Source organism: Moorena sp. SIO1G6 (assembly GCF_010672795.1).
Classification (GTDB): Bacteria; Cyanobacteriota; Cyanobacteriia; order Cyanobacteriales; family Coleofasciculaceae; genus Moorena; species Moorena producens.
The window spans coordinates 14,330-38,818 of sequence record NZ_JAAHFZ010000059.1 but is presented as its reverse complement, the minus strand read 5'-3'; the positions used below and the strand labels follow the sequence as shown (position 1 = coordinate 38,818).

The window sequence follows — 24,489 nt, the reverse complement described above, 5'->3', positions numbered from 1 at the left end:
AGGTGGGTAGGGGAGCTTTGACACTCCCGCATCGGTATGACGTTTTTAATTCTCTTAAAAAATCATATCGAATGAGAAGTGTTCGCGAAGCGTCGGCGAAAGCCGATAGCAGTACGGGAAAACCGCTACTGCGTAACATCCTCATAGAATCCTCCGTGTTTTAACCGGGGGAGATGTCAAGGTCCTAATGCTTCCGGGAAGAGTAATCTGGTGCGTGCAATGCAGACTATGCGTCAGATTGTGCTCCAGTCGGCCACTGGCATGCAGCTTGGCACTCGATGGGAGAATATCGAACCATTTCGGTTAAATGCTGACTGCCAGCAGAAGCCGAGCTGTTTTGAAATTATTTTCATTCAGGATAATATTCGCTACCAATACGGATTTTCCTTAGACCAAGAGCGGGTGTACGAAGAGTGGCTAATCGCGTATCCCAAAGGACGTCCTCAAACGTGGTTTGAGCGTAACTATCGTTCAGAAGAACAGGAGTATGATTGGTATTTTGGGCGAGGGCTGAAAGGCGAGAAGGAACGTATTAAGGGTTTTGTTCGCCCCAATTCTTTATTTCTATCTCATGCGGCCCAAAATAACCATCCTCAGTTAGGAAAGATATTTATCTGGTTTAGCTCTAAGTTAAAGTTAATTCCAGCAAGGTTTCAAGACTATTATAATTTTACTGCTTTAAAATTTAATATATATACTAATTATAGTGACAATTTTTTAAAATTAATCAAGGGAGATCATATCGACATATCAAATGGGATCCAACGATTATTTGAAATTGGAGGATATTGGATAAATGCTTTGGATAATGGAGAAATTTTAATTATTGATCAACTAGACCGCAGCTTACATTCAGAAATATCAACCTATTTAATCAAAGAATTTAATAATCAAGCAGCTAATCAGAATAATGCTCAATTGATCGTTACCACCCACGATACAACTTTCCTAGATCGAGATATATTAAATCAAGACCAGATATGGTTCACGGAAAAAGATAGCAACAATAGCACTAAGCTCTATTCCTTACTAGATTTTCAAATTCGTGAGGATGAATCTCTACAGAAAGGCTACCTAAAAGGTCGATATGGAGCGGTTCCCTTTGTTAGTGGGCTGGATAGTTAGATACCTACAAGACCAGTAAACATTGATCTGACTATCGCATCAAGGCTGAGTAAAGGAGAGTCAGTAAGTTTTTGCCTCCGCCCCCCTACCGAGAATGGCAACAAAATCACTAGCGGATTCGTCAACTATCCCGAATTATGATTGGTCGCTCTACTTGTTGACTCGAACACTATGACGCTACACTCCAGACTCTATCGCTATTGTTGGCTAGGATTACTAGTGATGATTCTGCCACTTTCCGCTTGTGCTAGTGATCCTTCCCCTGAGCAGCTATTGGAACAAAACCAGGAACGTTGGGAAACTCAAAAGCTTGATAACTACCGGTATAGATTGCAGGTAAGTTGCTATTGTATTGGTGAAGTCACTAAGCCAGTTGTGGTAGAAATCCGTAATGGTGAAACCACTTCCATTGTTGCTGCTGATAGCGGCAAACCAGTTAATCGTAAATTTTTTGACAACTATGATTCCGTCTCGAAGCTTTTCGATGTTGTCCAAAAGGCTATTGATCAGGATTATTATAAGCTTGATGTTACCTACGACCCTACCTTAGGTTATCCAACTCAAATCGATATGGACTTCAGAGCAGAGATGGCGGATGATGAAAGAACTTTGACTATTGGGAATTTGGAAGAATTAAAGTAAGGTGGGCAAAGTAATATAATTGTAAGCTATCAGCTATCAGCTATCAGCTATCAGCTATCAGCTATCAGCTATCAGCTATCAGCTGATAGCCTGTCGCCACGCTACCGAAAGAGTTTATGCCCATAGCGCACGCTACACCAAAGAGCTTTTGAATAAAACAAGCTGACGGCTGACCGCTGACTGCTGAATGCTTACATATAATTTATAATAATCCAAATAATTAAACGGTTTTTGCCCACCCTACAAGACCGATGAGTAGATGAGTAGGGTGGGCAAAGTAATCTAATTTATAATAATCCAAATAATTCAACGGTTTTTGCCCACCCTACAAGACTAAAACCCAAGTAGGGTGGGCAAAGTAATCTAATTTATAATAATCCAAATAATTCAACGGTTTTTGCCCACCCTACAAGACCGATGAGTAGATGAGTAGGGTGGGCAAAGTAATCTAATTTATAATAATCCAAATAATTCAACGGTTTTTGCCCACCCTACAAGCTACAAACTAAAACCCAAGTAGGGTGGGCAAAGTAATCTAATTTATAATAATCCAAATAATTCAACGGTTTTTGCCCACCCTACAAGACTAAAACCCAAGTAGGGTGGGCAAAGTAATCTAATTTATAATAATCCAAATAATTCAACGGTTTTTGCCCACCCTACGATCTACAAACTAAAACCCAAGTAGGGTGGGCAAAGTAATATTATTTATAATAATCCAAATAATTCAACGGTTTTTGCCCACCCTACAAGACCGATGAGTAGATGAGTAGGGTGGGCAAAGTAATCTAATCTAGAAGAATCAAAAGAACTAAACGGTTTTTGCCCACCCTACAAGCTACAAACTAAAACCCAAGTAGGGTGGGCAAAGTAATATTATTTATAATAATCCAAATAATTCAACGGTTTTTGCCCACCCTACAAGCTCACAAAGTTAAAAAGTGATATAATGAAAATTACACCATTACTGACACCTGTTGTGGTAGGTTGTATAGTTACAGCTGCTCCAGTAGCGTTGGCGGATAGTCCCTTAACCAGTACTCCTTTTGCTAAGGCATATCAAGACCTTGATCTGATTAGATATGTGTCGGTTTATGGAGTTGATGACAACGTTTTCCGAACTCTAAGCAACTCAGCCATTACCCATGATGTGCGAGCAGCGATTATCAACCAACTTGGGTTTTCTGTTGAGCCGAGCCAGAGGGCTAATCAGTATCTTGAGTATATTGCTCGCAGCCGTAGTCAGCAGCCATCAGCCATTACCCTTGAGATGTTAACGGCAGCAGAAGCCCTAGCGCTAGGCTATTTACTAGCCATGGATGACCCAACTTTGGAGAGCGTTGTTGCAGTAGCCAATCGCTCTAGATCAAGCAGTAGTCTGGGACAAGTTCAGCGAGCAAATGCTCTATTATTATTGGATGCAGCAGTTGTGAAGGATCCTGAAGATTTCTCTATTGCTTTCATCCGTAGCCTGGTTCGGGCACAACAGTCATTACGGGCAGGGATTGGGAATTGGTGTGCAGTTTACCAGAATGTTTTTTCGGTATTAAAGGACTTTCCCCGTCAACGAAACATGCGCCCTGAAGCGATTGATATGGTTAACGATTATATTAGAGGCTACCGGAACTATTGTAATAGTCGGTCTATTTCTCGTTGACTGGGATTTGGAATGCGTGCGCAAAAGCTTATCGAGTTTTGTAGTCACAATCGATGCGATCGCAAAACCCAATCCAGTTTCTAGTCTACAAGAGAGCGATCGCAAAACCCAATCCACTTCCTAGTCTACAATGGGAGCGTACGCAAAACCCTCCCTGCTCCCTGCTCCCTACTGCCTATTCCCTATATACAACCAAATTCCACAGCACATCAATACCATTGCCCACATAGTCTGAATCCTGGTGTTGTTCAATCCATTCGGTTAAAGTGGGGATAATGGATCTTTTGCCCAATTGAACCAAGGCTCTACTAGCACTACTACGCATAAAAAAGTCATTATCCTCAAGGAGTGCTATTAGGGCGTTGACTACGGTGTCTGAGCTGTTGCCCAATTTACCCAAGGCATCGGCTGCCATCATACGCACATAAGATTCATTATCCTGAAGCAGTGCTATTAGGCCGTTGACTAGGGTGTCTGAGCTGTTGCCCAATTGAACCAAGGCATCGGCTGCCCTCATACGCACATAAGATTCATTATCCTGAAGCAGTGCTAGTAGGCCGTTGACTACGGTGTCTGAGCTGTTGCCCAATTCACCCAAGGCTGAGGCTGCACTACTACGCACATCAGATTCATTATCCTCAAGCAGTGCTAGTAGGGCGTTGACTACGGTGTCTGAGCTGTTGCCCAATTCACCCAAGGCTGAGGCTGCACTACTACGCACATTAGAGTCATTATCCTCAACCAGTGGTAGTAGAGACTTGACTATGTTTTCCTTGACTACAGTTTCTGAGTCCTTGCCCAATTTACCCAAGGCATAGGCTGCACTACTACGCACAGAAGATTCATTATCCTCAACCAGTGGTAGTAGACCGTTGACTACGGTGTCTGAGCTGTTGCCCAATTTACCCAAGGCATCGGCTGCCCTCATACGCACAGAAGATTCATTATCCTCAACCAGTGGTAGTAGACCGTTGACTACGGTGTCTGAGCTGTTACCCAATTCACCCAAGGCATAGGCTGCACTCATACGCACATCAGAGTTATGATGCTCAAGCAGTGCTAGTAGGCCGTTGACTATGTTTTCCTTGACTACGGTGTCTGAGCTGTTGCCCAATTTACCCAAGGCATGGGCTGCACTACTACGCACAGAAGAGTCATTATCCTCAAGGAGTGCTAGTAGACCGTTGACTACGGTGTCTGAGCTGTTACCCAATTCACCCAAGGCATAGGCTGCACTCATACGCACATCAGAGTCATTATCCTCAAGGAGTGCTAGTAGACCGTTGACTACGGTTTCTGAGCTGTTGCCCAATTTACCCAAGGCTGAGGCTGCCGTTATACGCACATCAGAGTCATTATCTTTCAGTCGTTCTAGCCATATTTCAATTACCTGATCTTTTTCCCCTAATTCAGCTCGATAGTTCAGCAATCGTTCCTGATCAATTAAATCAGATTGGTTTTTCAACAATTCCAATACCGGTGCCTGAAAATCCGTTTCATAGAAACTGCAAATTATTTGATAAACCTCGTGATTAATATTATAACCAACCCGCTCGTCACCACTCACCTCCAACTTAACCAACCGCTCCAAAATCTCTTGCACTAACTCACTATCAGCAATCTGCAAATAACTCGGGTCTTCTGCCAAACAATTACCAGCAAACAACAAATCCCGATGCAACCACTGCTCATAGTCACTCTTATTATTCAAAACTATCTTAATCGCTTTCGCCGCTTTCTTCCGTTTTTGTTGTGCTATCAGCAATAGCAACACTTCGCGCCAGTGGGAGTCATGCAAATGCTCCCGAATGTGATTCAAAACAATATCAAAATCATCATCTGCCCGCTCGTGAATATCTTTAGCACACAAATATTCCTGAAAGGTCTTATGAACAAAAGCATAACAATCTTGCCCCTGCTCATTCAACAAACCAGTGCGATCGCGAATAAATTCTACAAATCGTTTCGCCTCTTCCCTTGCCTGATGAGGCTTCACCTTATTCGGCTTTAAGTTTTTAATCTGCTGCTTCAACTGGTCAATCAAATTATTATGGTGAATTAGCGTGCCACTGTCATTATCTTCAAGATTTCCCTGGGTATGAATCCAATAAGCCAAATATTCCATCAACGGAGATACATTATCCTCGAAATCCAAATACCTCAACGGATTATCACTTCTTCCCTTTCTCTTAGCATCCCACTTTAAGAAGGTATCCACTGCTTTCTGATAAAGCTCAAACCGTTTTTTGGGCAATTTCTCTTTATCCCAATGAATCAACGCAATAATTGTCAACAATAACGGATTCCGTGCCAACAGCTTAATCCGGTCATTATCATCTAGAGCTTTTATTAAACTCTTCTTGCGCCTTTCGGCTTCTGCTTTGTCTGTCACCCTACTACGATACCAGTTATTAAGAAAGTCTGAAATATTCTGGTCATCAAAGGGTTCAATTTGATAGTGAGGAAAGTCATCAGTGCGGAAAAAGTCCGGTCGATAACCAGCGGGGCGAGATGTAATAATCGCCGGATTTCTGTTAAAATTGCTTAAAAAACTCTTGATGCTAGTGACAATTTCATTCCGTTTATAGTCGTCTGCTACTTCATCCAAACCATCCAGCAATATTAACGCTCTACCATCAGACAAATAATGGTCAAAAAATCCCACTGGTAAAGATTTCACTGACATCTTATTTTCAGCAAACATACGAGCATAGTCGATCAGCTTTTGATCTGGATTGCTGACGACGTCTCGTATCCTAATTAAAATCGGTAGCCAGTCAGTATCAGGATCTAACCCCAAAACCTCAGCCTTGCTCTGAGCTAACATTACGGCAAAATAACTCATTAAGGTGCTTTTACCAGAGCCTGGCGCACCTAATATCACTACTCGTCTTGACTGATTTTGAATCAATAACTGATCAGCCAAAAATTTTCTAGGAGTTATATTTTTGAACACCGCCCTTTCTGGTTTTTCACCACTTTCCACTGGTAAACGCTTCGATTCCAAATCCCTAGCAGTTGCCACCTCCTCCACCACATCTGGCATTACAAAAATCTGGGCTAATTTCTCCGATTTTTCTACATCTTGCCCAGCCACAGCCATGCCAGCAAATGTAACATCATTAAGCCGTTTTACTAACTGGCCACAATAATTTTCTTTGGCTACCTGAAATTTTATATAAGTAGGAGTATTCTGAACATAAGCCTTAACAAAGGTCTCTATCCAATCCTGTAGACTGGCTTTTTGATTTAGTTTAATGTTGTTGGCTTCAGCTTGCTTTTGAAATGCTTTGATTAAAATATCCCGGTTTGGATTGCCTTTATTAATTAACGGTTTCTGTAATTCCGCCACAACCCCCGAGTTAGTAAAATAGTTGCGCAAAAAATTATAATTTTTAAATTTATTAAATGGATTCAGAGGAGTGTCAACAAATAAACGCTGTTGACGATCGAGTTTTTTATTCCATTCTTTAACCGCTTTTTCTCCAGCTTTGATAGCTTTTTCGATATCAGTTTTTTTCAGGGATGGAGCTATATTCTTACCCACTGCTGTCGCACAACCATTTAATAAAGATGTCGCTATTTTTGATATTCTTTGACTAGTAACAAATGATAACAATAGTTCAAACATCGATATCTAATTATTTTATTTAACTAGTTTAATTATAGCCCTGGATCCAGGGAATTGGTAATTGCCCAAAAGCTGTAATAGTTTGTTACATGATTTTAATAAATCCTAGAGCAAGCAATAGTAGCTAGGAACTACTGATGTAAAATTCTTCCTTTAATTTTTAATCCTGATAAAAAGGCGAGGCTCTGAGCTGCTATGGGATTGAGCAAAGGTTACGCTACGCGATTGACCTGCATGTCACGCTAAGCGATCGCATGCCCTCAATCTAACCCATAATTCCTGGGTTTTGATCCCCCTAAATCCCCCTTAACAAGGGGGACTTTCCGGAGTTAAACTTTTGATAAACAGGACTTTAATTACTCCCCCCTTATCAAAGGGGGGCTGGGGGGGATCCAGCTAAAAAATGTAATATAAAGCCATAAAAATTTTAATAAAATACATAATTTTGACTGCAAAATTAAGATAAAAAAATATATAAAACAATATTATTTTTTTAATTAATACCCCCCCATTTGAAAAAAATAGCAATTTTTTTTTGAAAAATACTTGACAAAACAAATAATTATTTATTAACATAAAAATGTCCCAATAATCAACAGCAAAAAACATTATGGATATCGAAAACTTTCTACCCAACTTTGAGTATAATCCCAACAATCCTCATTTCCCTGAATTATCTGGCCAAGCCCAGCCAGGACGGGAGCAAATCAAACATATATTGATCGGTTCTCCGAAAATCGTGCGGGTCACCATCTATAATCTTTATAGCCGTGGCTACGCACAAGTTCATGAGTGGAGCGCTCCTCAACCTACCGGAAATTCTGGTGAGGTGATCAGTGTCTTGAGTCGATATCTGTTGGTGTCTTGATGCAGTCGCTCATGGGGGAAACCCCCAAGACCGCGCTGCATCGCTAGATTAAGATAGCAACTTGCCAGGGATGCCAATCCCTGGCGACAGCGGCGACAGCTCAAAACTCAGGAGAAAGTACGAAGTCTAAAGTATCAAACTTAAGTTGGTATGTTGTTGATTTGGTGAACACATAGTCAAAAACCCTAGGGCTATTGACTATTACAAGAAAAAATTCGGTCAAGGATTGGAATTAACCAGAACTTGACCGAATTTTTTTTTTTTTGATCAGGGAATCGGGGAGATGTTGCGTAGGGTGTGTTAGGGGCGGGCTTGCATAGCGCTACGCGCAAGTCAGAAGTTAGAAGTCAGAAGTCAAAAGTAAGCTAGTTGCGTAGGGTGTGTTAGGGGCGGGCATGCTTTCATGTTCTCCTCTACGCGCCTGGGACAGCCCGCCCCGGATGCTGTTGGCGAAATATATAGCGTTTCTAGGACTCATGAGGTACACATTATTTTTTACCTCTTCCCTCTTTCCTATTTATTCTTATCTGCTCCCTGTTCCCTGCTCCCTGCTCCCTGCTCCCTGCTCCCTGCTCCCTGCTCCCTAAAATCTAGAAATTGTGTACCTCACAAGTCATATAATTGCTATATTACCTATTAGCTATTACCCTAAAATATATCTAGTCATACCAGGACACCAACCATGGCTACCAGACATATACGCTTTGATTGGGCCATCAAAAGACTACTGCGCAATAAAGCCAATTATGTAGTCTTGGAAGGGTTTTTAAGCGAGTTATTACATACACCGATCAAAATCCAAACCCTTCTCGAAAGTGAAGGCAATCAACAGACAGAGGAAGATAAAAGCAACCGTGTCGATATTCTGGCGGAAACCGAAAACTCCGAGTTAGTCCTGATCGAAGTGCAAAACAACTCCCAACTCGATTATTTTCATCGGATGCTCTACGGTGTTTCCCAACTAGTCACCGAATATCTTGAACAAGGGGAAGAGTACGGCAAAATTCGGAAAATCTACTCAGTGAATATCGTCTACTTTAACCTCGGTAAGGGAGATGACTATATTTATCGTCTACGCTCGGAGTTCATGGGAGTGAATCAAGGAGATATCCTGGAACCTACCCTAGCTCAAGAAAAAAAATATACCATTGAAAAAGTAGCAGATATCTTTCCAGAATACTACCTGCTGAAAGTAAAGAACTTTAAGGGGATAGCGAAAAACAGCCTAGACGAATGGATCTATTTTCTCAAAAACAGTGAGATCAAGGAGGAATTTGGAGCATTAGGCATGGTGGAAGCCAAGGAAACCCTAAGAGTTAATAATCTCTCAGACGAAGAAAGAGCGGCATACAAGCGTTATATGAACAACAAAAGTTACGAAGCAAGTATATTGAGTACCCAAGAGTTTGAGGCGCAATGGCAAATCGAACAGATTGAACAGGCAGAAATTCGAGGTAGACTTGAAGGTAGGGAAGAAGGTAGGGAAGAGGGAAGACTTGAAGGTAGGAAAGAAGGCAAAAGAAGCTTACTATTAGGACAGCTGGAGCGCCGTTTCCCAGAAATAGCTTCACAACTGAGTGCAGCTATCGTTGGGTTGAATTCCCAGGATTTAGATAATTTAGCAGATGCCATGTGGGATTTTCAGACTAGCCCTGATTTGCTTGACTGGCTACAGGAACACTCAAGTTAGCGGGATTAAAGCCATATATAGCAATTATACGACTTGTGAGATACACAATTTCTGAGGTGCTCCCTGCTCCCTGCTCCCTGCTCCCTGCTCCCTATTCCCTAAGGTCAACCAAACGTTGAGCCATTCCAACCCCACATATGTCTCTGGGCATCAGCAAACTCAATATAAATTCGGTTAAGTGCTACACCCAAGGTCTCATTAATCGTCTTGCAAAAATCCTGACTCATGGCCTTAGTTTGAGTTGGCTTCATGGTGCCAATATTTTTAATTTCCACATAGCAAACTGGGTCAAAGCTACCAGCAAAGGTCATAGCCACACCAGGCTCAAACGCTGTCATCACATAAGTTTCTGGTTTCCCCACATGCTCGGCTAGTTTTCCTGACAGGTTTTTCAGCAACCCTTCAACCGCTGCTGATTCTGGAGCATCAATGGAAGTTTGAACTTTAATTAGCGGCATAGTCTTGATATCACACCCTAGTTGAGCTTTTGAAGATAAATTTTCAGCGGTCAGTAGTCAGCCATCAGCAGTCAGCCGTCAGCCGTCAGCGGTCAGCGTTCAGCGGTCAGCGTTCAGCGGTCAGCCGTTAGCCGTCAGCTAAAAGCTCACGCTACTTGAGGTGCCGTCAGCCGTTGGCCACAAGCCGAAAGCTGATAGCTGAGAACTAATAACTGATAACTGATTGCTGATTGCTGATTGCTGATTGCTGATTGGTGATTGCTCTAACCGCCATACTGCCAACCAGTGTTTTCCAGCAACAACTGATCTCCTTCCCGATGAATGCCAGCACCAACGACTTCAGCAACAAAGACCGTGTGATCGCCTTCTTCCACAGTTCCTCTGACCTGGCATTCTACATAACCGAGGGAGTCAGAAATGATCGGACAACCAGTTACTTCTCCGAAGTAAAATTCTACATCAGCAAACTTATTACCAACGCGACTTTGGGGTTTAAAAAATTTTGCTGCCATATCTTTTTGCCCACTATCGAGGAAGCTAAGGGCATATACTCCTGTTTTCTTAATAATGGCGTGGGATCCAGAGTCTTGTTTAACACAGTTAACGATTAGTGGCGGTTTGAAGGAAGACTGCATCACCCAGCTCACCGTAAAGCCATTGATTGTTTCTTCACCATCCCTGACCCCACAGATATATAGACCATGGGGAATTTTGCGCAGCATGGTCTTTTTCGCTTGTTCGTCTAGCACGAGTCTTTCTCCCTAAGTTCTTAGTGAACGCGCCCCGCGTGAGCTTTTGGGCAAAGCCCGACGCTGGGCGAACGGTCAATCCCAATTAGTTTACAGAATTTTCCCTTTTAAAAGACAGGATTGGGGATGTCCTTTTGGGCTCTAAACATGCGCTTAACTCGATATAGAACACCTCTGGGCTGAAAATTATGCTTATACTGCCTGAATTCCCCAGCATCTAGCCAAACCCCGTGGCATTCGAAACATTTTTCGTACCAGATGGTGTACTCATCAATATCAAGCATGCGGATCATTTTCGCTCCACAGCGGGGACAGCAAATATCATCATTGATCTTATTCAGCTCAGAGCCAATTCCCGGGTCTCCAATATCTAGACTCTCAGAACCTTTAATCTTTTTGAGTATTTCCGCCTCCAGGGAATCAAACCAAATGCCTTTGCAGTTGACACAGCGGTCTACTTCAATGTCATGGCAGGTAACTGGCTCTAATTTTCCTTTACACTTTGGGCAATTAAGTGTTGGGCAATTAAGTTCCTTCACACTTTCACACAAAAATTAATGTTATATCATATATCTTATACAATAGAAGGGTGAGGACGAAAGAGGTGAGAGTGTTCGGGATGATAGAGACGGGAACGGGTTTTAAGGCCATCACGGTTTAAAGCCGTCTTTAGTGCCGGACTGATTAAGTAAAGGGTTGTCCGAATTAAATTGTGCTCATGAGTAGTTGCTGCCATTTTGTCAAGGTCCACTAGCCAGATTTTTTCATCTGGCCAGCCAATGCGGAAGCAAACAGCTACCGGTGTATCGGCAGAATAGTGTTTTAGGAGTTTGGCTTGAGCCGCTTCTACGTGACGAGCACTAAGATAGAGACACAGACTAGCTTGATGGGCAGCTAGGGATGCTAATTCCTCTGAGTCGGGCACAGCAGAAGCACGACCACTAATTCGAGTCAGGATAATTGTTTGTACTAATCCCGGTATAGTTAGCTCAACACCAAGGTTTGCTGCTGCTGCTTGAAAGGCGCTGATGCCTGGGATAACTTCAAAGGGAATAGATGCTTCTGAGAGAGCTTGCATTTGCTCGTGGATAGCACTATATAGAGTCAAATCTCCTGAGTGTAGCCTGACCACAGATTTATGCGATCGCACTCGTTCAATCATCAGTGGCACAATCTCTTCTAGGGTTTTGTTGCCAGAGCGAATAATTTCGGCATCAGCACGAACACTCTCTAACATCTGTTTGGGCACTAGAGAATCTGCCACTATAATAACATCTGCCTTTTGGAGGATTTTTAAGGCTTTGACAGTTAATAAGTCTGGAGCCCCTGGTCCAGCACCGATGATGTAGACTGCTGGTGCGATTGAATTCATATAGTTTCGGAATTATGCTTTAGGAGATAGTATTTTGGTAAGCATATGCGCTACTTGAGGTGCCGTCAGCTCTCAGCGGTCAGCCGTCAGCTCTCAGCCGTCAGCTCTCAGCTTTTTTATTCAAAAGCTGAGAGCTGATAGCAGGCGCGATCGCTGCACGGGGTCAGATGAGTAAAACGAGCAGGGATTTTCAAGCAGTCCTACCAGTAACCCAGATGCTTGTTTACTATCTCCCGTTGATTAGCTGACGGCTGAGAGCTGACAGCTTAAGCTGTGTGTTTACCTGTCTTTTACCTGTGTGTTTACCAGTTAGTGACCAACAATCAAGCCAAGGTTCCGAGCAGCTTATAGATCAAGGAATTAACGAAACCAAGGGCAATTGCGCCAATCAAAGCGCTCCAAAATCCCCAGCGAAGTCGGAATCCTGTTACCAAAGCAGCGGCTAAGCCAAAAATAATCGCGTTGACCACAATAGCAAAAAGCCCAACAGTCAAGATAGTCAGAGGAAGAGATAAAACATCCAGGATTGGTTTCAATAGGGCATTGAGAATGCCGAACACCACTGCTGAAACCAACGCTTTCTCAAAACTATCAATCTCGACACCAGTTGGGAGTTTGGAAATGATCAACAAACTGACGGCAGTAACCAAACAGGCAATTAAAAGACTAATAATATCCATGGGTATCACCTTTTAGAGCACCACTACTTACACATTAAAGCGGAAAAGCATCACATCTCCCTCTTGTACAACATAATCTTTACCTTCTGAGCGAACTAACCCTTTTTCCTTAGCAGCGGTCATCGCTCCAGCAGCTACCAAATCCCCATAAGCAATGGTTTCTGCCCGAATAAAGCCTCGCTCAAAATCCGAGTGAATTGTCCCAGCCGCTTGGGGGGCTTTCATACCAGCAGCAATAGTCCACGCCCGAGTTTCCTGGGGACCAGTGGTCAGAAAGGTACGTAAACCCAACAATTCGTAGGTAGCGCCAATCAATGATTTTAATCCCCCTTCTTCTACACCAAGGGACTGAAGAAAATCCTCTCGGTCTTCCTCAGGTAACTCAATTAGTTCTGACTCTACTTGAGCAGAAACCACTACCACTTGAGCATCTTCGGTAGCAGCAATTTGCCGCACTTGCTCGACCCAGTCATTGCCAGTGGCTAAGTCATCTTCAGATACATTAGCGGCATAGATAACTGGCTTACTGGTCAGTAACCCCAATTGCTTGACTGACTCGGCTTCTTCTTCTGTTAAACTAATCTGGCGCACTAATTTGCCTTCATTCAACCCAGCACTCAAGGTTTCCAAGGCATCAAGTTCCATCTTGGCATCTTTGTTACTACGAGCTTGCTTCCGGGTACGCTCAATCCGGCGTTCAACTTGCCCTAAATCAGCTAAGGCTAATTCTAAATTAATGACTTCAATATCCCGAGCTGGGTCAACGGAGCCGGAAACATGGATGATGTCATCATCATCAAAGCAGCGCACCACATGGACAATGGCATCGACTTCTCGGATATTGGCTAAAAACTGGTTACCCAAGCCTTCCCCTTTACTGGCTCCCTTGACTAAACCAGCAATATCCACAAACTCAATCCGAGTTGGCACAATTTTCTCAGATTCAGAAATCTTGGCCAGAACCTGCAACCGCTGATCTGGGACAGCAACTACACCGACATTCGGCTCAATGGTACAAAAAGGGAAATTCGCAGCATCTGCCTTGGCATTGGCAACTAGGGCATTAAATAAGGTTGATTTGCCTACATTGGGCAGTCCAACAATTCCAGCTCTTAGCATAGCAGTATATTATAGTACTTTAAAATGGACAATGGGCAATAGAAACTTGAACCGATCGGCCAGTTGTTCTACTGTTGTCCCAATTATCGCTTATCTTCTTGGTTTTTATTTTATAATTTTATTTTATAATTTTATTTTATAATTTTATTTTATAATTTTACTTAATAAATGGTCTCTAGTGATCTCTGATGGTCTCAATTAAACCAGTTTCAACTAAACTCCTTAGGGCTATTGCTAAACCAGATAAATTTACGTCTTTTGAACAGGAACGTGATAGTCGTAAGCAACATCTAGTAGCTTGTAGGGTGGGCAAAAACCGTAGGGGGATTTTGAGTATTATAGATCAGAAAAATTTGCCCACCCTACTTTAAGATGCAGCACGGCCAAAAATCCTTAAATCCTTATATAGTCAGTAAGATTCAGCTTGTAGGGTGGGCAAAAACCGTAGGGGGATTTTGAGTATTATAGATCAGAAAACTTTGCCCACCCTACTTGAATTAGGATTTTTTTTACTTGTAGGGTGGGCAAAAAATCCTCTAGCTTGTAGGATAGGGAAAAATAGTTGGGGGATTTTGAGTATTATAGATCAGAAAAATTTGCCCACCCTAACCCTAATTGAATTTGTATTTTTTTTACTGGTCGGGTGGGCAAAAATAGTAGGGTAATTTTGAGTATTATAGATCAGAAAAATTTGCCCACCCTACGTTAAGATGCAGCGCGGCCAAAAATCCTTCTATACTTGATTAACTCTTGCCTCTTGCCTTTCCTTAAGGGAGTATATTCACAAGTCAAATAAAAATGCTATATTACTAAATCTCTAAACTATGCCAACAACAGCTGATTTTCTGATCTACACTCAATGGGCAGGTATTCTGACTTTAGCCTGTGGCTTGATTGCTATACTCGGTTTTATCTTCAAATGGGGTCTCCGGTTTCGCCTGGTGGGAGTCACTGGGTTTATGCTGGTGCTAACGGCTAGCTTTTTCTCGTTATCCTTAGTACCGTTTACCCGTACTACCATTCCAGGGGCAATCCGATATACTGTAGTCTACGATAATGGTGGCAACCAAACGGTAATTGCTTTGCCCCCTAGTGCTACAGAGTCAGAAGTAGAAGCGACACTGCGCCAAGCTGCTAGTAATTTTTATTCCTATGGACGCCTCGGTGGCGCAAATAACCAGTTAACAATTCGAGCCCGGACGATTATCCATCCGGAAGCTGGTGTATCCAAGCCGGTATTGTTGGGTCAGGTTATGCGATCGCTTTCTCAGCGTGATGATCCAGATATGGTGATTGAAGTCTATTCCGAAGAATTTGCTCAATTGCCTCAAGAGTAAGGAGTATATAGCAGTTATCAATATTGATAACTGCTATATCGTTAACTGCTCATACTGATTAAAAAATTGCCGTGTCAACCCATAAGTGATCAATAAGGTTGCGATCAAATTAGTAAATGCGAGCATAAACATAATTAAGATCTGATAGGAAGCAGCATTCAAGGGCTCAATACCACTTAACAATTGACCTGTGATGATTCCCGGTAAAGTCACCAGTCCCACTACCATCATCGAGTTAAGAGTAGGAATCAACCCAGCCCGAATCGCATCCTTACGGTAACCGGCTACTGCTTGTTGTCCCGTTGCCCCTAAGCTTAAATGGGTTTCGATTTCTAGAGTGCTATTGCTAATGGTGCTAACTAAGCGTTCCCCTGCGATCGCAGCCCCATTCATGGCATTGCCCAGCACAATACCTCCTAAGGGAATCAGGTACTGGGGTGAATACCAAGGTTCTGGTTGAATCATCAATAGATTTGTATAGATTAAGGTCAATGCTGTACTGAAAAACAGGGAACTGAATACTATCGGTAACAATCTCGGTATCTTGTGGTTACTAATCCGATTGCGGGCAGTAATCGTACCAATAATCAGCATTACCATTAAAATAGCTAAAACAGGGATGGGGTGATTTAAGGCAAAAATCACAGCCAGCACATATCCCACAACAATGAGTTGTACTATAGTTCGGCCAGTTGCGATCGCTAGTTGAACTTCCAAACCCAGCCTTTGCCAGCTGGATAAACCAATTGCGATCGCCATCATGGCCAATCCCCACCCTAAATCGCTAAGATCGAGTTCAATTAAAGAATCCACCAACCACCACAGCTAATTTGTTTTCATCCATTGTGTCAGATCGTGCAGGTAAAATTTGAACCCTTTTTGCGAAAAATTCTGTTTTAATTAAAAGCAATTAAAGGTGTGAGGAAAAAGTGAATACTATACCCCCTCTTGACTTAAAACGGCAGTACCAAGTTATTGGAGAACAAGTCAGTGCTGCTGTCGGTGACGTTCTTTCATCTGGACGTTATATTGGTGGTCCAGTGGTAGAGCACTTTGAGCAACAGTTTGCCGCTTACACCGGTACCCTGGAATGCATTGGATGTAACTCTGGTACAGACGCTCTCTATCTCGCCCTGCGAGCTTTAGATATCGGACCTGGTGATGAGGTAATTACCACACCCTTCACCTTTATCGCTACCGCTGAAGTAATTGCTGAAGTTGGTGCTACCCCAGTCTTTGTCGATATCAATGCCGAAACCTTTAATATCGATCTCAATCAGATTGAGAAAGCGATTACCCATAATACTAGAGCAATTATACCAGTTCACCTATTCGGACAGCCAGTTCATATGACTGCTGTGATGGATATCGCCAAGACTCATTGTCTTGCAGTCATTGAAGACTGCGCCCAAGGGACTGGTGCTGAATGGGTGGGAAAAAAGGTTGGCAGTATTGGACATATTGGTTGCTTTAGCTTCTATCCCACCAAGAATCTGGGAACCTGTGGCGATGGTGGTGCGGTAACTACCAATGACAAAACTATTGCGGCCTCAATACGGATGCTGCGAGACCATGGCAGATGCTCGGGCTATTACCATCAAGTCAATGGCATCAACAGCCGTTTAGATGCCCTACAAGCGGCTATTCTTAACGTAAAGCTACCCTATCTCGATGGCTGGAACAATGCCCGTCGTCAGGTAGCAACCCGGTATCACCAGTTATTGGAGCCATTACCTGAGATAATCCTGCCTCGGGAAACCCCTGGGGGAAACTCCGTCTGGAACCAGTACACCATTCGCCTAACTCAAGATAGTAGCAATAGCAACTATCGGGACGAGGTGCGCCAAAAATTAAAGCAGGCAGGTATTAGTTCTATGGTCTATTACCCCCTGCCGTTACACTTGCAGCCAGTCTACAAAGACTTAGGCTATCAAATCGGTCAGTTTCCAGTTGCTGAGCAAGTCTGCCATGAAGTATTGTCCCTGCCAATGTTCCCAGAACTTACCGTTGAGGAACAGCAACAGGTGGTTTATGGATTGAAGGACTGTTTAGGGTGAAGGTTAAAAGTTAACAGGTTAAAAGTTAACAGGTTGAAAGTTCACTGGTTGTTCGCGTAGCGTGGCCTATTGGCCAAGGTTAACCGGTTGAAGGTTAACCGGTTGTTCGCGTAGCGTGGCCTATTGGCCAAGGTTAACCGGTTGAAGGTTAGAAGACTAGTTTTCAAGCATGCAACCTTGGCCAAAAGGCCACGCTACGTGAACAACCCTTCAAGCATCCAACCTTCAAACCTACCCTACACCGAACGCCAAAGGCGAACAACCTTGGCCAATAGGCACGCGCGTCCCGTTCAACCGTTCAAGCATCCAACCGTTCAAGCATCCAACCTTCAACCAGATAACCTTCAACCAGATAACCTTCAACCAGATAACCTTGGCCAATAGGCCACGCTACGCGAACAACCATCAAACCTTCACCTCTTTACCCTTGACCCCTTGGAGGGCTTCTACCAAGCTGCGAACCGCTGCTACCATTGCGACTTCGCTATCTAACTGATTGATAGCCGAACCAACGCCAACACCAGCAGCACCAGCAGCAATGGCCATGGGAAGGGTCACACTGGATAACCCGGAAGCACACAACACTGGTACTGAGACAGCACGAGAAATTTCATAGGCAGCTGCCAAGGTTGGTGCCGCTTTTTCAATTAAACCCAAGGTGCCAGCGGAGCGAGGTTTACTGCTGGTACCCCCTTCAGTTTGAATAATATCGGCACCTGCTTTGACTAATTCTGCCGCTAGTTCTACTTGCTGATCTAACTTTAGAATGTGGGGGACAGTTACTGATAAGGTTATATTGGGTAATAATTTACGGGTTTCAATGGTCAGTGCCAATACGTCGGAAGCATCAAACCACTTCCCCTGAGCATAAAAGCTATCAAAGTTACCAATTTCAATCAGATCAGCACCAGCTTGGATAGCAATAACAAACTGCTTTGGTTCTACAGCAGAAACACAAATTGGTAAATCCGTTAACCCTCGTGCCAACCTGACTAGATCGGGGCAGGCGGCAATATCGACAAAAGTCGCTCCACCCCGTGAAGCTGCTTTAACTACAGCAGCAACTTTCTGGGTATCAAAATTATTTAAGCCACTAATTACTTTCAGGCAACGACCTTGGTTTAAGGCTTCGTTTAGTTTGTGATGCATAGTCATATTTTCTGTTTACCCCTGTATTATCAACCAACTTTACCTAATTTTTAATTAACTGTAGGAAATTTTTTTTCTCTCTGAAGAATTCATCCAAACCCCTATATTTTTGCCTAAACTAAAAGCAGATCGGTGCTGATGGCTACTCCTTCTATATACAAATAAATGAATTTCCCCCAAGTCAAGCTATCTCCTTTTCACAGTGACGTCTTAAAGAATACCGAGTTAGGTCAGCTTTGTGGCAAAAAGCAGCTGTTTCGCGCACGCTATGAAGTGTTACGGATGATTGGTCGAGGTGGTTTTGGTGTAACCTTTCTAGCCAAAGATACATCCTTACCGGGTCAGCCGTTTTGTGTAATCAAGCAACTTTGCCCCAAATTCAGTGATCCAAAAGCATTACATAATGCTCGTCAGCGGTTTGAGAGAGAGGCAAAAATTTTGAACAAACTGGGGACTCACCCCCAGATCCCCATGTTGCTCGATTATTTCGTAGACCATGGAGAATTCTACTTGGTTCAAGAGTACATTCGAGGCATTACCCTAGCTAGGTTGGTGAGGCGTTCTGGTTGCTTATCCCCAGGAGCCGTTAAAGGTTTTCTGCGAGACATACTACCGTTATTGCAGTATATCCATGACCATGGGGTAATACATCGTGATATCAAACCTCAGAATATTATTCTTTCTAATGATGATGGTCGGTTGGTACTAATTGATTTTGGGGCAGTTAAGGAGTTAATTGCCCAAGCATCAGATAACAGTGTAAGAAACCCAACTACCCATTTCATCGGTACGGTAGGATTTGCACCACCGGAACAGTTTAGCCTACGACCTGTGTATAGCAGTGATATTTATTCCCTAGGGGTTACCTGTCTTTACCTACTTACTGGAAAAGCCCCCCTAAAATTTCAGAGCGATCGCCAAACTAGTGAACTGAAGTGGGGCAAAGCATTGGACTTGAGTGATTCCTTTGCTAATATTCTCAACAGAATGCTGGCTATTTCCCTCAAAGAGCGTTATTCAAACGCAAGAGCGATCCTAAGGGCCTTGGATCATAAATTACTTCAAGAGAATCTTGACGAGTTTCTAGTTATTCAACCTCAAGCTAATCAACACCAACGACAGGCAAAGCAAAACACCGGGAAAAGTCAGAAGTATACACCTCCTACAGAAAAAACGGCGATCGCGATTCGAGAATGGAAACAAAGGATGCAAGCCAGACACCGCCAGAAGGATATACAAAGAGTTGAACACCTATTTAATCATTAGTGCTAAATTGGCCATTACAATGATTCCGGACAAAAAAAGTTAGTTTTTCATCCTTAATTGGTAAGCATTCAGCCGTCAGCCGTCAGCTTTACGTAACTCAGATTAAATGAATGCTGACCTGTTTTATTCAAAAGCTGTTCGGTGTAGTGTGACCTATGCCGATCAGCACATCAAGTAGCGTGCCCTATGCCCATCAGCTGATACGCGACACGCTGATAGCTGATAGCTTACCTTTATTTTTTACATGTCAGCCAGTATTACGCATGCCAGCAGCAATACCGTTGATCGTCAATAAGGCTCCTCGTAGTAACTCTCCCTTACTATACCGGGATTGAACCACACCCAATGTTACCTGGTTGCTATGTTGACGTAGGCGTTTGAGCAAAGATACCTGTAAAAATCCTAAGGGAACGATGGTACCATTACGCAAATGTACAGACCGTTGTAAATTGGGGTCGCCATCTAGGAGTGTTTGGTGTCCTGTAATCGTCAGGACTAAGTTGCGGGTCAGGTTAAATTCCTTAGCAATTTGCTCAAACAAATGCTCGAAGCGTTCCAGGTCTTCAGGGTTTGAAAGTTCCTTGACATAGTGGTGAGCAATTTGTAGATCCACCTTGGCTAAGGTCATCTCTACTTTGGAAATGACCATTTTGAAGAAGGGCCATTTTGAATAGAAACAGCGCAATAGGTTGATATTTTCCTCTGGAGCTTGATCAACAAAGCTTTGTAGGGCAGTGCCAACACCGTACCAGCTCGGTAGCAGGAAGCGGCTTTGAGTCCAACTAAAGACCCAAGGAATTGCCCGCAGACTGCTTAAATCCTTCTTCCCTGATTTACGCCGTGCAGGGCGAGAACTAATTTGCAACTGGCTAATTTCTTGAATTGGTGTCACTTGATGGAAGAAATCTACCAGATCCGGTTGGTCGTGAATCAGAGCTCGGTAATGGCTACGGGAGATCTGAGCTAACTCCTCCATAATTTCATTCCAGGGCTGGATATCATCAAAGCCATTATTGAGTAAGCTAGCTTGAATAACTGCTGTGGCTATTGTCTCCAGATGATAGAGCGCTAATCCTGGCAGAGAGTACCTAGAAGCAAGGACTTCCCCCTGTTCGGTAATTTTGATTCGGCCATTGATACTGCGACCCGGTTGCGCCAGGATAGCTTCATAAGATGGACCACCACCACGACCCACTGAACCACCACGACCATGGAAAATCCGTAAAACAATACCATACTCTTGAGCCACATGCTCTAAGGCTTTCTGAGCTTTGTGGATTTCCCAGTTACTACTTAGGAAGCCAGAATCTTTATTACTGTCGGAGTAGCCGAGCATTACCTCTTGTAAGTTAGGAGAGGTTAAAGCTTGAAGATTATTTGGTTGTTCAGCTTTGGCGTTCGAGTAGGGTAGGTTATTTGGTTGTTCGCGTAGCGTGGCCTTTTGGCCAAGGTTATTTGGTTGTTCGCGTAGCGTGGCCTTTTGGCCAAGGTTATTTGGTTGTTCGCGTAGCGTGGCCTTTTGGCCAAGGTTTAATGGGCTAACCTGCAACTTTTGATATCCACCAGCCAAACTAGCACGATACAAGGGTAGCTCAAACAGGGATTTCATCACTGCTGGAGCACGCTTAAGGTCTTCCACTGTTTCAAACAGTGGCACCACGCGAATGGTACTTTTACCAGTGGCTGGGTCATACAGACCAGCTTCCTTCGCCAACAAGAGGACTTCCAACAAATCGCTGGCCGTGTGACTCATGCTGATAATGTAGGTTTGGCAGATTTGGGGACCAAACTCTTGTTGCAGCTGCCGCACCATCCGGAAGGTTTCGATAGTCTCGCAGGTTTTTTCCGAAAATGGCAGTTCTGCTGGGATTAATGGACGTCGGGTTCGCAACTCAGCGGTTAACCACAAGCATGCTTCGGATTCCGATAGCAAGTTGTAGGGCTTAGGCAAAACTTGCAGGTACTCAGCAATTTCACTCAGGGCTTCTGAGTGGCGAGAACTTTCCTGGCGAATATCTAGGTGAGCCAGGTAAAAGCCATAAATTTCCACCTGACAGATTAAATTATCTAACTCACGACAGTTCAACCCGGTTTCCACCAGATTACTCTCAATCAGCTTTAGTTCTGCCAAGAATTCTTCTCCAGAGCGGTAAAAACTCCAGCTTTTACCATTAGCCATCTCATCTGGTACAGGCATACCATTGGCCAGCTGTTGGTTTCGCTCACGGGTGTTTTCGAGTTTTTGCTTAACGTAAGTCAGTTTGAGTCGATAGGGTTCTTGCCGATAGCGAATGGCGAGCTGTTCGTAAACCTCTGGCAATTGAGAGCGGTCTTGTTCTAGAGAGTCTAACAGTTCCGGTAGCACATCACACCAGTGCAACGACAGGCTCAATAATTCGGTCAGACGCCTAACCTCATCTATATATTTACCCAGCACCAAATTCCTCTGATAGCAGGCAGTTTGCCAGGTAATTTGGGGAGTGACAAACGGATTACCATCCCGGTCTGACCCTACCCAAGAGCCAAAATGACAGAAGTTCTTAGCGGGTGGGTTCAGCCAGGGGAATGAACCCTTCAACGCTTGCTTGAAACGACTATACAATTGGGGTATTGTATCAAACAGTACTTCGTGGAAGTAGTGAAGAGTGTAATCTACCTCATCAAGTACTCCCGGCTTAAACTGATGTAGCTCATCGGTGCGCCACCAGAGGCGAATTTCTTCCATCAGCTTTTGGCTACATTCAGTCACCTCCCAGGACGAAGTGATTCCTAAGGTACCATAGGTTTGCTCCGCTTGGTCTAATTGTTCCAGAATCTTAGCCATCCGTCGCTGTTTACCCCGAATCGTACGACGGACGATTTCTGTGGGGTGAGCGGTGAAAACCAAGCGAATATCAAGATTCTCAATCAGCCGCTGAATTTGACCAGGTGGCACATTTTGCTTGTGCAAGTGGGGAAATAGCCAATCTAGTAGCCCTAATTTTCTTTCCGATCCTTGGTTTTCCTGGTGGCTCTTTTCAATAACATTGGTAACCGCAGCCCCTGGTTGAGTAACCTGATTGCCTATTTCCACCTCTTTGTCAACGGTTACAACAGTTGACAAAGACGAATTACCATTTTTTAAAATACCTTGGGATAAGGGGGTTAACTCGGGTTCAGTGCTTCTTCGGTAGGAGCGGCGTCTTGAGAGTTGTTGATTTCGCTGTTCATAATGTTGTTCAACAATATTAATCAGCTGAAAGTAAAGGGCAAACGCCCGTGATGCTCGGATAGCCTCATTAAGGTCAAGCTGCTTGATTAAATCAGCTACTGAGGATTGAGGATCTTCAGTTGCTTGTCCTTCTGGAGAACACAATTCCCGCAGTTGCTTGAGTAAATCGACGAGTTCCTGACCACATTCAGATAGGAGAACAGATTCCCACATATCCTCTACAACTTTAAGTCGATGGCGCAGAAACAGGTCAGAAGTAGCGGGGAAGGTTGATTCTTGATTAGATGGAGATGGGAGCAAACTCATAAGCTCTATCTATTCCCTATACAAAGCTAATCTATTTTACGGGTTTGAGGTTCTTTGGAGTAATTAAGGAACAAGAATTTAAATTTCTTGGTAAAGCTCACGGAAGCTTAACATCTTTACATTAACTTTAATACTAAACCAACTTGTTGAGTATCTGTAAAAATCATTAAATTTATGAAATTTGACTATTGGGTGTAACTGTGAAACTGCTAAGCTTAATAAGTTTTTCTTGAACCATGACCCCAGTGTGGCTACTTCCCCCAACAGATTTGCAACTATTGAACCATGATGTCCATCTCTGGCGTGCGCAGTTGGAGCTGAGTGAATTATTGATTGAAAAATTGGCAACTACTCTTTCTGAGGACGAGCAGCAAAGAGCTCAGCGATTTTACTTTGAGCGGGATCGGAAGCATTTTATAGCAGGTCGGGGTCTTTTGCGCCAAATCTTGGGTCGCTATTTGGCCATGAACCCACGCCAAGTGGAGTTTTGTTATGGAAAGCGGGGCAAGCCAGCACTCCAGGAAACCTCTGGGGGCAGAAGACTCCGTTTTAATGTTTCTCACTCTCATGGACTAATTCTGTATGCTATTACCCAGGATCAGCGCATTGGCGTTGACCTAGAATATCTGCGACCAATGCCAGATGCTGAGCAACTCGCTCAACGTTTCTTTTCCCCCCAAGAGTATGCCGTGATTTGTTCTGTGTCTGAGGAGCAAAAGCACAAGGCATTTTTTCAGGGATGGACGAGTAAGGAAGCCTATCTCAAAGCAATTGGTGAAGGACTAGCTGGCTTGGAACAAGTGGAAGTTTCTGTAAATCCAGCTGAACCGACTGCCTTGCTGAGCATCAACAAAGACCCTCAGGCAGTTTACCCTTGGTCTATAGCTGGTTTAACCCCTGCGCCGGGTTACTTTGCCTCGTTGGTTGTCGAAAGAAAAGATTGGCAGTTAAGTTGTTTTGATTACACCGAGGAATCAGTCCCTGGTTAGAGTGTGGAGTGACTGGGTGTAGGGTAAAATTAGGCCGTAATCCTAACTGGTTAATCGTAACTGAACCAGATCAAGTAGTTTGCATCGGAATGCGATCGCTTATATCATGTCAGGATAATTACCCTTAATAAAAATTTCCCCCATCTCCCCATATTCCCCTCCTGGGAGGGGTTAGGGGTGGGT

At 43.6% G+C, this 24,489-nt stretch carries 20 protein-coding genes; 10 read left to right on the top strand and 10 right to left on the bottom strand.

Annotated features, from left to right (window positions below):
- The first annotated feature begins 219 nt into the window (after positions 1-219).
- From F6K63_RS30620 to F6K63_RS30610, 3 genes are all read left to right on the top strand, one after another.
- On the top strand, positions 220-1,125 hold the full coding sequence (locus F6K63_RS30620; RefSeq protein ID WP_502708387.1) for an AAA family ATPase: 906 nt from the start codon (positions 220-222) through the stop codon (positions 1,123-1,125).
- Positions 1,126-1,347: 222 nt separating this feature from the next.
- Positions 1,348-1,767: a DUF6174 domain-containing protein gene (locus F6K63_RS30615; protein WP_287314070.1), complete on the top strand. Its 420-nt coding sequence runs from the start codon at positions 1,348-1,350 to the stop codon at positions 1,765-1,767.
- Between the two features lie 949 nt (positions 1,768-2,716).
- Complete coding sequence (locus tag F6K63_RS30610; protein WP_287314069.1) at positions 2,717-3,424, top strand: hypothetical protein; 708 nt, start codon at positions 2,717-2,719, stop codon at positions 3,422-3,424.
- 175 nt (positions 3,425-3,599) lie between these two features.
- On the opposite strand, the gene F6K63_RS30605 is transcribed toward F6K63_RS30610, so the two are convergent.
- Complete coding sequence (locus F6K63_RS30605) at positions 3,600-7,055, bottom strand: HEAT repeat domain-containing protein (protein WP_287314068.1); 3,456 nt, start codon at positions 7,053-7,055, stop codon at positions 3,600-3,602.
- A 610-nt stretch (positions 7,056-7,665) separates the two neighbouring features.
- Here F6K63_RS30605 and F6K63_RS30600 point away from each other — a divergent pair.
- Both F6K63_RS30600 and F6K63_RS30595 read left to right on the top strand, forming a co-directional pair.
- A complete protein-coding gene (locus tag F6K63_RS30600) occupies positions 7,666-7,923 on the top strand; it encodes a hypothetical protein (RefSeq protein WP_287314066.1) in 258 nt (85 codons plus the stop codon).
- A gap of 682 nt (positions 7,924-8,605) precedes the next feature.
- Positions 8,606-9,613 (top strand): Rpn family recombination-promoting nuclease/putative transposase, encoded by a 1,008-nt coding sequence (locus F6K63_RS30595; RefSeq protein ID WP_287314065.1) that lies wholly within the window; start codon positions 8,606-8,608, stop codon positions 9,611-9,613.
- A gap of 104 nt (positions 9,614-9,717) precedes the next feature.
- On the opposite strand, the gene F6K63_RS30590 is transcribed toward F6K63_RS30595, so the two are convergent.
- The 6 genes from F6K63_RS30590 to ychF all read right to left on the bottom strand — a co-directional run bounded on the left by F6K63_RS30590 (position 9,718) and on the right by ychF (position 13,991).
- The gene (locus tag F6K63_RS30590; RefSeq protein WP_287314064.1) at positions 9,718-10,071 is read right to left on the bottom strand and encodes a phenylpyruvate tautomerase MIF-related protein; all 354 of its coding nucleotides are present in this window, start codon (positions 10,069-10,071) and stop codon (positions 9,718-9,720) included.
- A gap of 263 nt (positions 10,072-10,334) precedes the next feature.
- Positions 10,335-10,820 (bottom strand): flavin reductase family protein, encoded by a 486-nt coding sequence (locus F6K63_RS30585; RefSeq protein WP_287266683.1) that lies wholly within the window; start codon positions 10,818-10,820, stop codon positions 10,335-10,337.
- 107 nt (positions 10,821-10,927) lie between these two features.
- Positions 10,928-11,359: a zf-TFIIB domain-containing protein gene (locus tag F6K63_RS30580; protein WP_287314063.1), complete on the bottom strand. Its 432-nt coding sequence runs from the start codon at positions 11,357-11,359 to the stop codon at positions 10,928-10,930.
- A gap of 35 nt (positions 11,360-11,394) precedes the next feature.
- A complete protein-coding gene (cobM, locus tag F6K63_RS30575; RefSeq protein WP_287314062.1) occupies positions 11,395-12,192 on the bottom strand; it encodes a precorrin-4 C(11)-methyltransferase in 798 nt (265 codons plus the stop codon).
- Between the two features lie 323 nt (positions 12,193-12,515).
- Positions 12,516-12,872 carry a phage holin family protein gene (locus F6K63_RS30570; protein WP_287314060.1) on the bottom strand — a complete coding sequence of 119 codons (357 nt, stop codon included), beginning with the start codon at positions 12,870-12,872 and terminating at the stop codon, positions 12,516-12,518.
- Between the two features lie 27 nt (positions 12,873-12,899).
- The gene (gene ychF / locus F6K63_RS30565) at positions 12,900-13,991 is read right to left on the bottom strand and encodes a redox-regulated ATPase YchF (protein ID WP_008188024.1); all 1,092 of its coding nucleotides are present in this window, start codon (positions 13,989-13,991) and stop codon (positions 12,900-12,902) included.
- 824 nt (positions 13,992-14,815) lie between these two features.
- On the opposite strand from ychF, the gene F6K63_RS30560 reads away from it, so the two are divergent.
- Positions 14,816-15,328 carry a Ycf51 family protein gene (locus tag F6K63_RS30560; RefSeq protein ID WP_008188021.1) on the top strand — a complete coding sequence of 171 codons (513 nt, stop codon included), beginning with the start codon at positions 14,816-14,818 and terminating at the stop codon, positions 15,326-15,328.
- A gap of 33 nt (positions 15,329-15,361) precedes the next feature.
- On the opposite strand, the gene F6K63_RS30555 is transcribed toward F6K63_RS30560, so the two are convergent.
- Positions 15,362-16,141: an ABC transporter permease gene (locus tag F6K63_RS30555; RefSeq protein WP_287314059.1), complete on the bottom strand. Its 780-nt coding sequence runs from the start codon at positions 16,139-16,141 to the stop codon at positions 15,362-15,364.
- A gap of 116 nt (positions 16,142-16,257) precedes the next feature.
- On the opposite strand from F6K63_RS30555, the gene F6K63_RS30550 reads away from it, so the two are divergent.
- Both F6K63_RS30550 and F6K63_RS30545 read left to right on the top strand, forming a co-directional pair.
- Positions 16,258-17,385, top strand: coding sequence for a DegT/DnrJ/EryC1/StrS family aminotransferase (locus F6K63_RS30550; protein WP_287314057.1), 1,128 nt, complete (start codon positions 16,258-16,260; stop codon positions 17,383-17,385).
- 177 nt (positions 17,386-17,562) lie between these two features.
- Positions 17,563-17,769, top strand: a complete 207-nt coding sequence (locus F6K63_RS30545; RefSeq protein ID WP_287314055.1) for a hypothetical protein — start codon at positions 17,563-17,565, stop codon at positions 17,767-17,769.
- 21 nt (positions 17,770-17,790) lie between these two features.
- On the opposite strand, the gene F6K63_RS30540 is transcribed toward F6K63_RS30545, so the two are convergent.
- Positions 17,791-18,540, bottom strand: coding sequence for a DUF561 domain-containing protein (locus F6K63_RS30540; RefSeq protein ID WP_008188016.1), 750 nt, complete (start codon positions 18,538-18,540; stop codon positions 17,791-17,793).
- A 159-nt stretch (positions 18,541-18,699) separates the two neighbouring features.
- Between F6K63_RS30540 and F6K63_RS30535 the strand changes: the two genes are divergently transcribed.
- Complete coding sequence (locus F6K63_RS30535) at positions 18,700-19,800, top strand: serine/threonine-protein kinase (protein ID WP_008188015.1); 1,101 nt, start codon at positions 18,700-18,702, stop codon at positions 19,798-19,800.
- Between the two features lie 247 nt (positions 19,801-20,047).
- Here the strand turns inward: F6K63_RS30535 and F6K63_RS30530 are convergent, their stop codons facing one another.
- Positions 20,048-23,317, bottom strand: a complete 3,270-nt coding sequence (locus F6K63_RS30530) for a phosphoenolpyruvate carboxylase (protein WP_287266670.1) — start codon at positions 23,315-23,317, stop codon at positions 20,048-20,050.
- Between the two features lie 236 nt (positions 23,318-23,553).
- Between F6K63_RS30530 and F6K63_RS30525 the strand changes: the two genes are divergently transcribed.
- Entirely contained in the window at positions 23,554-24,306 is a 753-nt protein-coding gene (locus tag F6K63_RS30525) for a 4'-phosphopantetheinyl transferase family protein (protein WP_287314054.1), read from the top strand.
- Positions 24,307-24,489 lie beyond the last annotated feature (183 nt).

What these genes read in the sequence shown, in the direction of transcription:
- F6K63_RS30620 (WP_502708387.1), top strand. Translation starts at nt 220, where the DNA reads ATGCAGACTATGCGTCAGATTGTGCTCCAGTCGGCCACTGGCATGCAG.
- F6K63_RS30615 (WP_287314070.1), top strand. Translation starts at nt 1,348, where the DNA reads ATGATTCTGCCACTTTCCGCTTGTGCTAGTGATCCTTCCCCTGAGCAG.
- F6K63_RS30610 (WP_287314069.1), top strand. Translation starts at nt 2,717, where the DNA reads ATGAAAATTACACCATTACTGACACCTGTTGTGGTAGGTTGTATAGTT.
- F6K63_RS30605 (WP_287314068.1), bottom strand. Translation starts at nt 7,055, where the DNA reads ATGTTTGAACTATTGTTATCATTTGTTACTAGTCAAAGAATATCAAAA.
- F6K63_RS30600 (WP_287314066.1), top strand. Translation starts at nt 7,666, where the DNA reads ATGGATATCGAAAACTTTCTACCCAACTTTGAGTATAATCCCAACAAT.
- F6K63_RS30595 (WP_287314065.1), top strand. Translation starts at nt 8,606, where the DNA reads ATGGCTACCAGACATATACGCTTTGATTGGGCCATCAAAAGACTACTG.
- F6K63_RS30590 (WP_287314064.1), bottom strand. Translation starts at nt 10,071, where the DNA reads ATGCCGCTAATTAAAGTTCAAACTTCCATTGATGCTCCAGAATCAGCA.
- cobM (WP_287314062.1), bottom strand. Translation starts at nt 12,192, where the DNA reads ATGAATTCAATCGCACCAGCAGTCTACATCATCGGTGCTGGACCAGGG.
- F6K63_RS30570 (WP_287314060.1), bottom strand. Translation starts at nt 12,872, where the DNA reads ATGGATATTATTAGTCTTTTAATTGCCTGTTTGGTTACTGCCGTCAGT.
- ychF (WP_008188024.1), bottom strand. Translation starts at nt 13,991, where the DNA reads ATGCTAAGAGCTGGAATTGTTGGACTGCCCAATGTAGGCAAATCAACC.
- F6K63_RS30560 (WP_008188021.1), top strand. Translation starts at nt 14,816, where the DNA reads ATGCCAACAACAGCTGATTTTCTGATCTACACTCAATGGGCAGGTATT.
- F6K63_RS30540 (WP_008188016.1), bottom strand. Translation starts at nt 18,540, where the DNA reads ATGACTATGCATCACAAACTAAACGAAGCCTTAAACCAAGGTCGTTGC.
- F6K63_RS30535 (WP_008188015.1), top strand. Translation starts at nt 18,700, where the DNA reads ATGAATTTCCCCCAAGTCAAGCTATCTCCTTTTCACAGTGACGTCTTA.
- F6K63_RS30530 (WP_287266670.1), bottom strand. Translation starts at nt 23,317, where the DNA reads ATGAGTTTGCTCCCATCTCCATCTAATCAAGAATCAACCTTCCCCGCT.
- F6K63_RS30525 (WP_287314054.1), top strand. Translation starts at nt 23,554, where the DNA reads ATGACCCCAGTGTGGCTACTTCCCCCAACAGATTTGCAACTATTGAAC.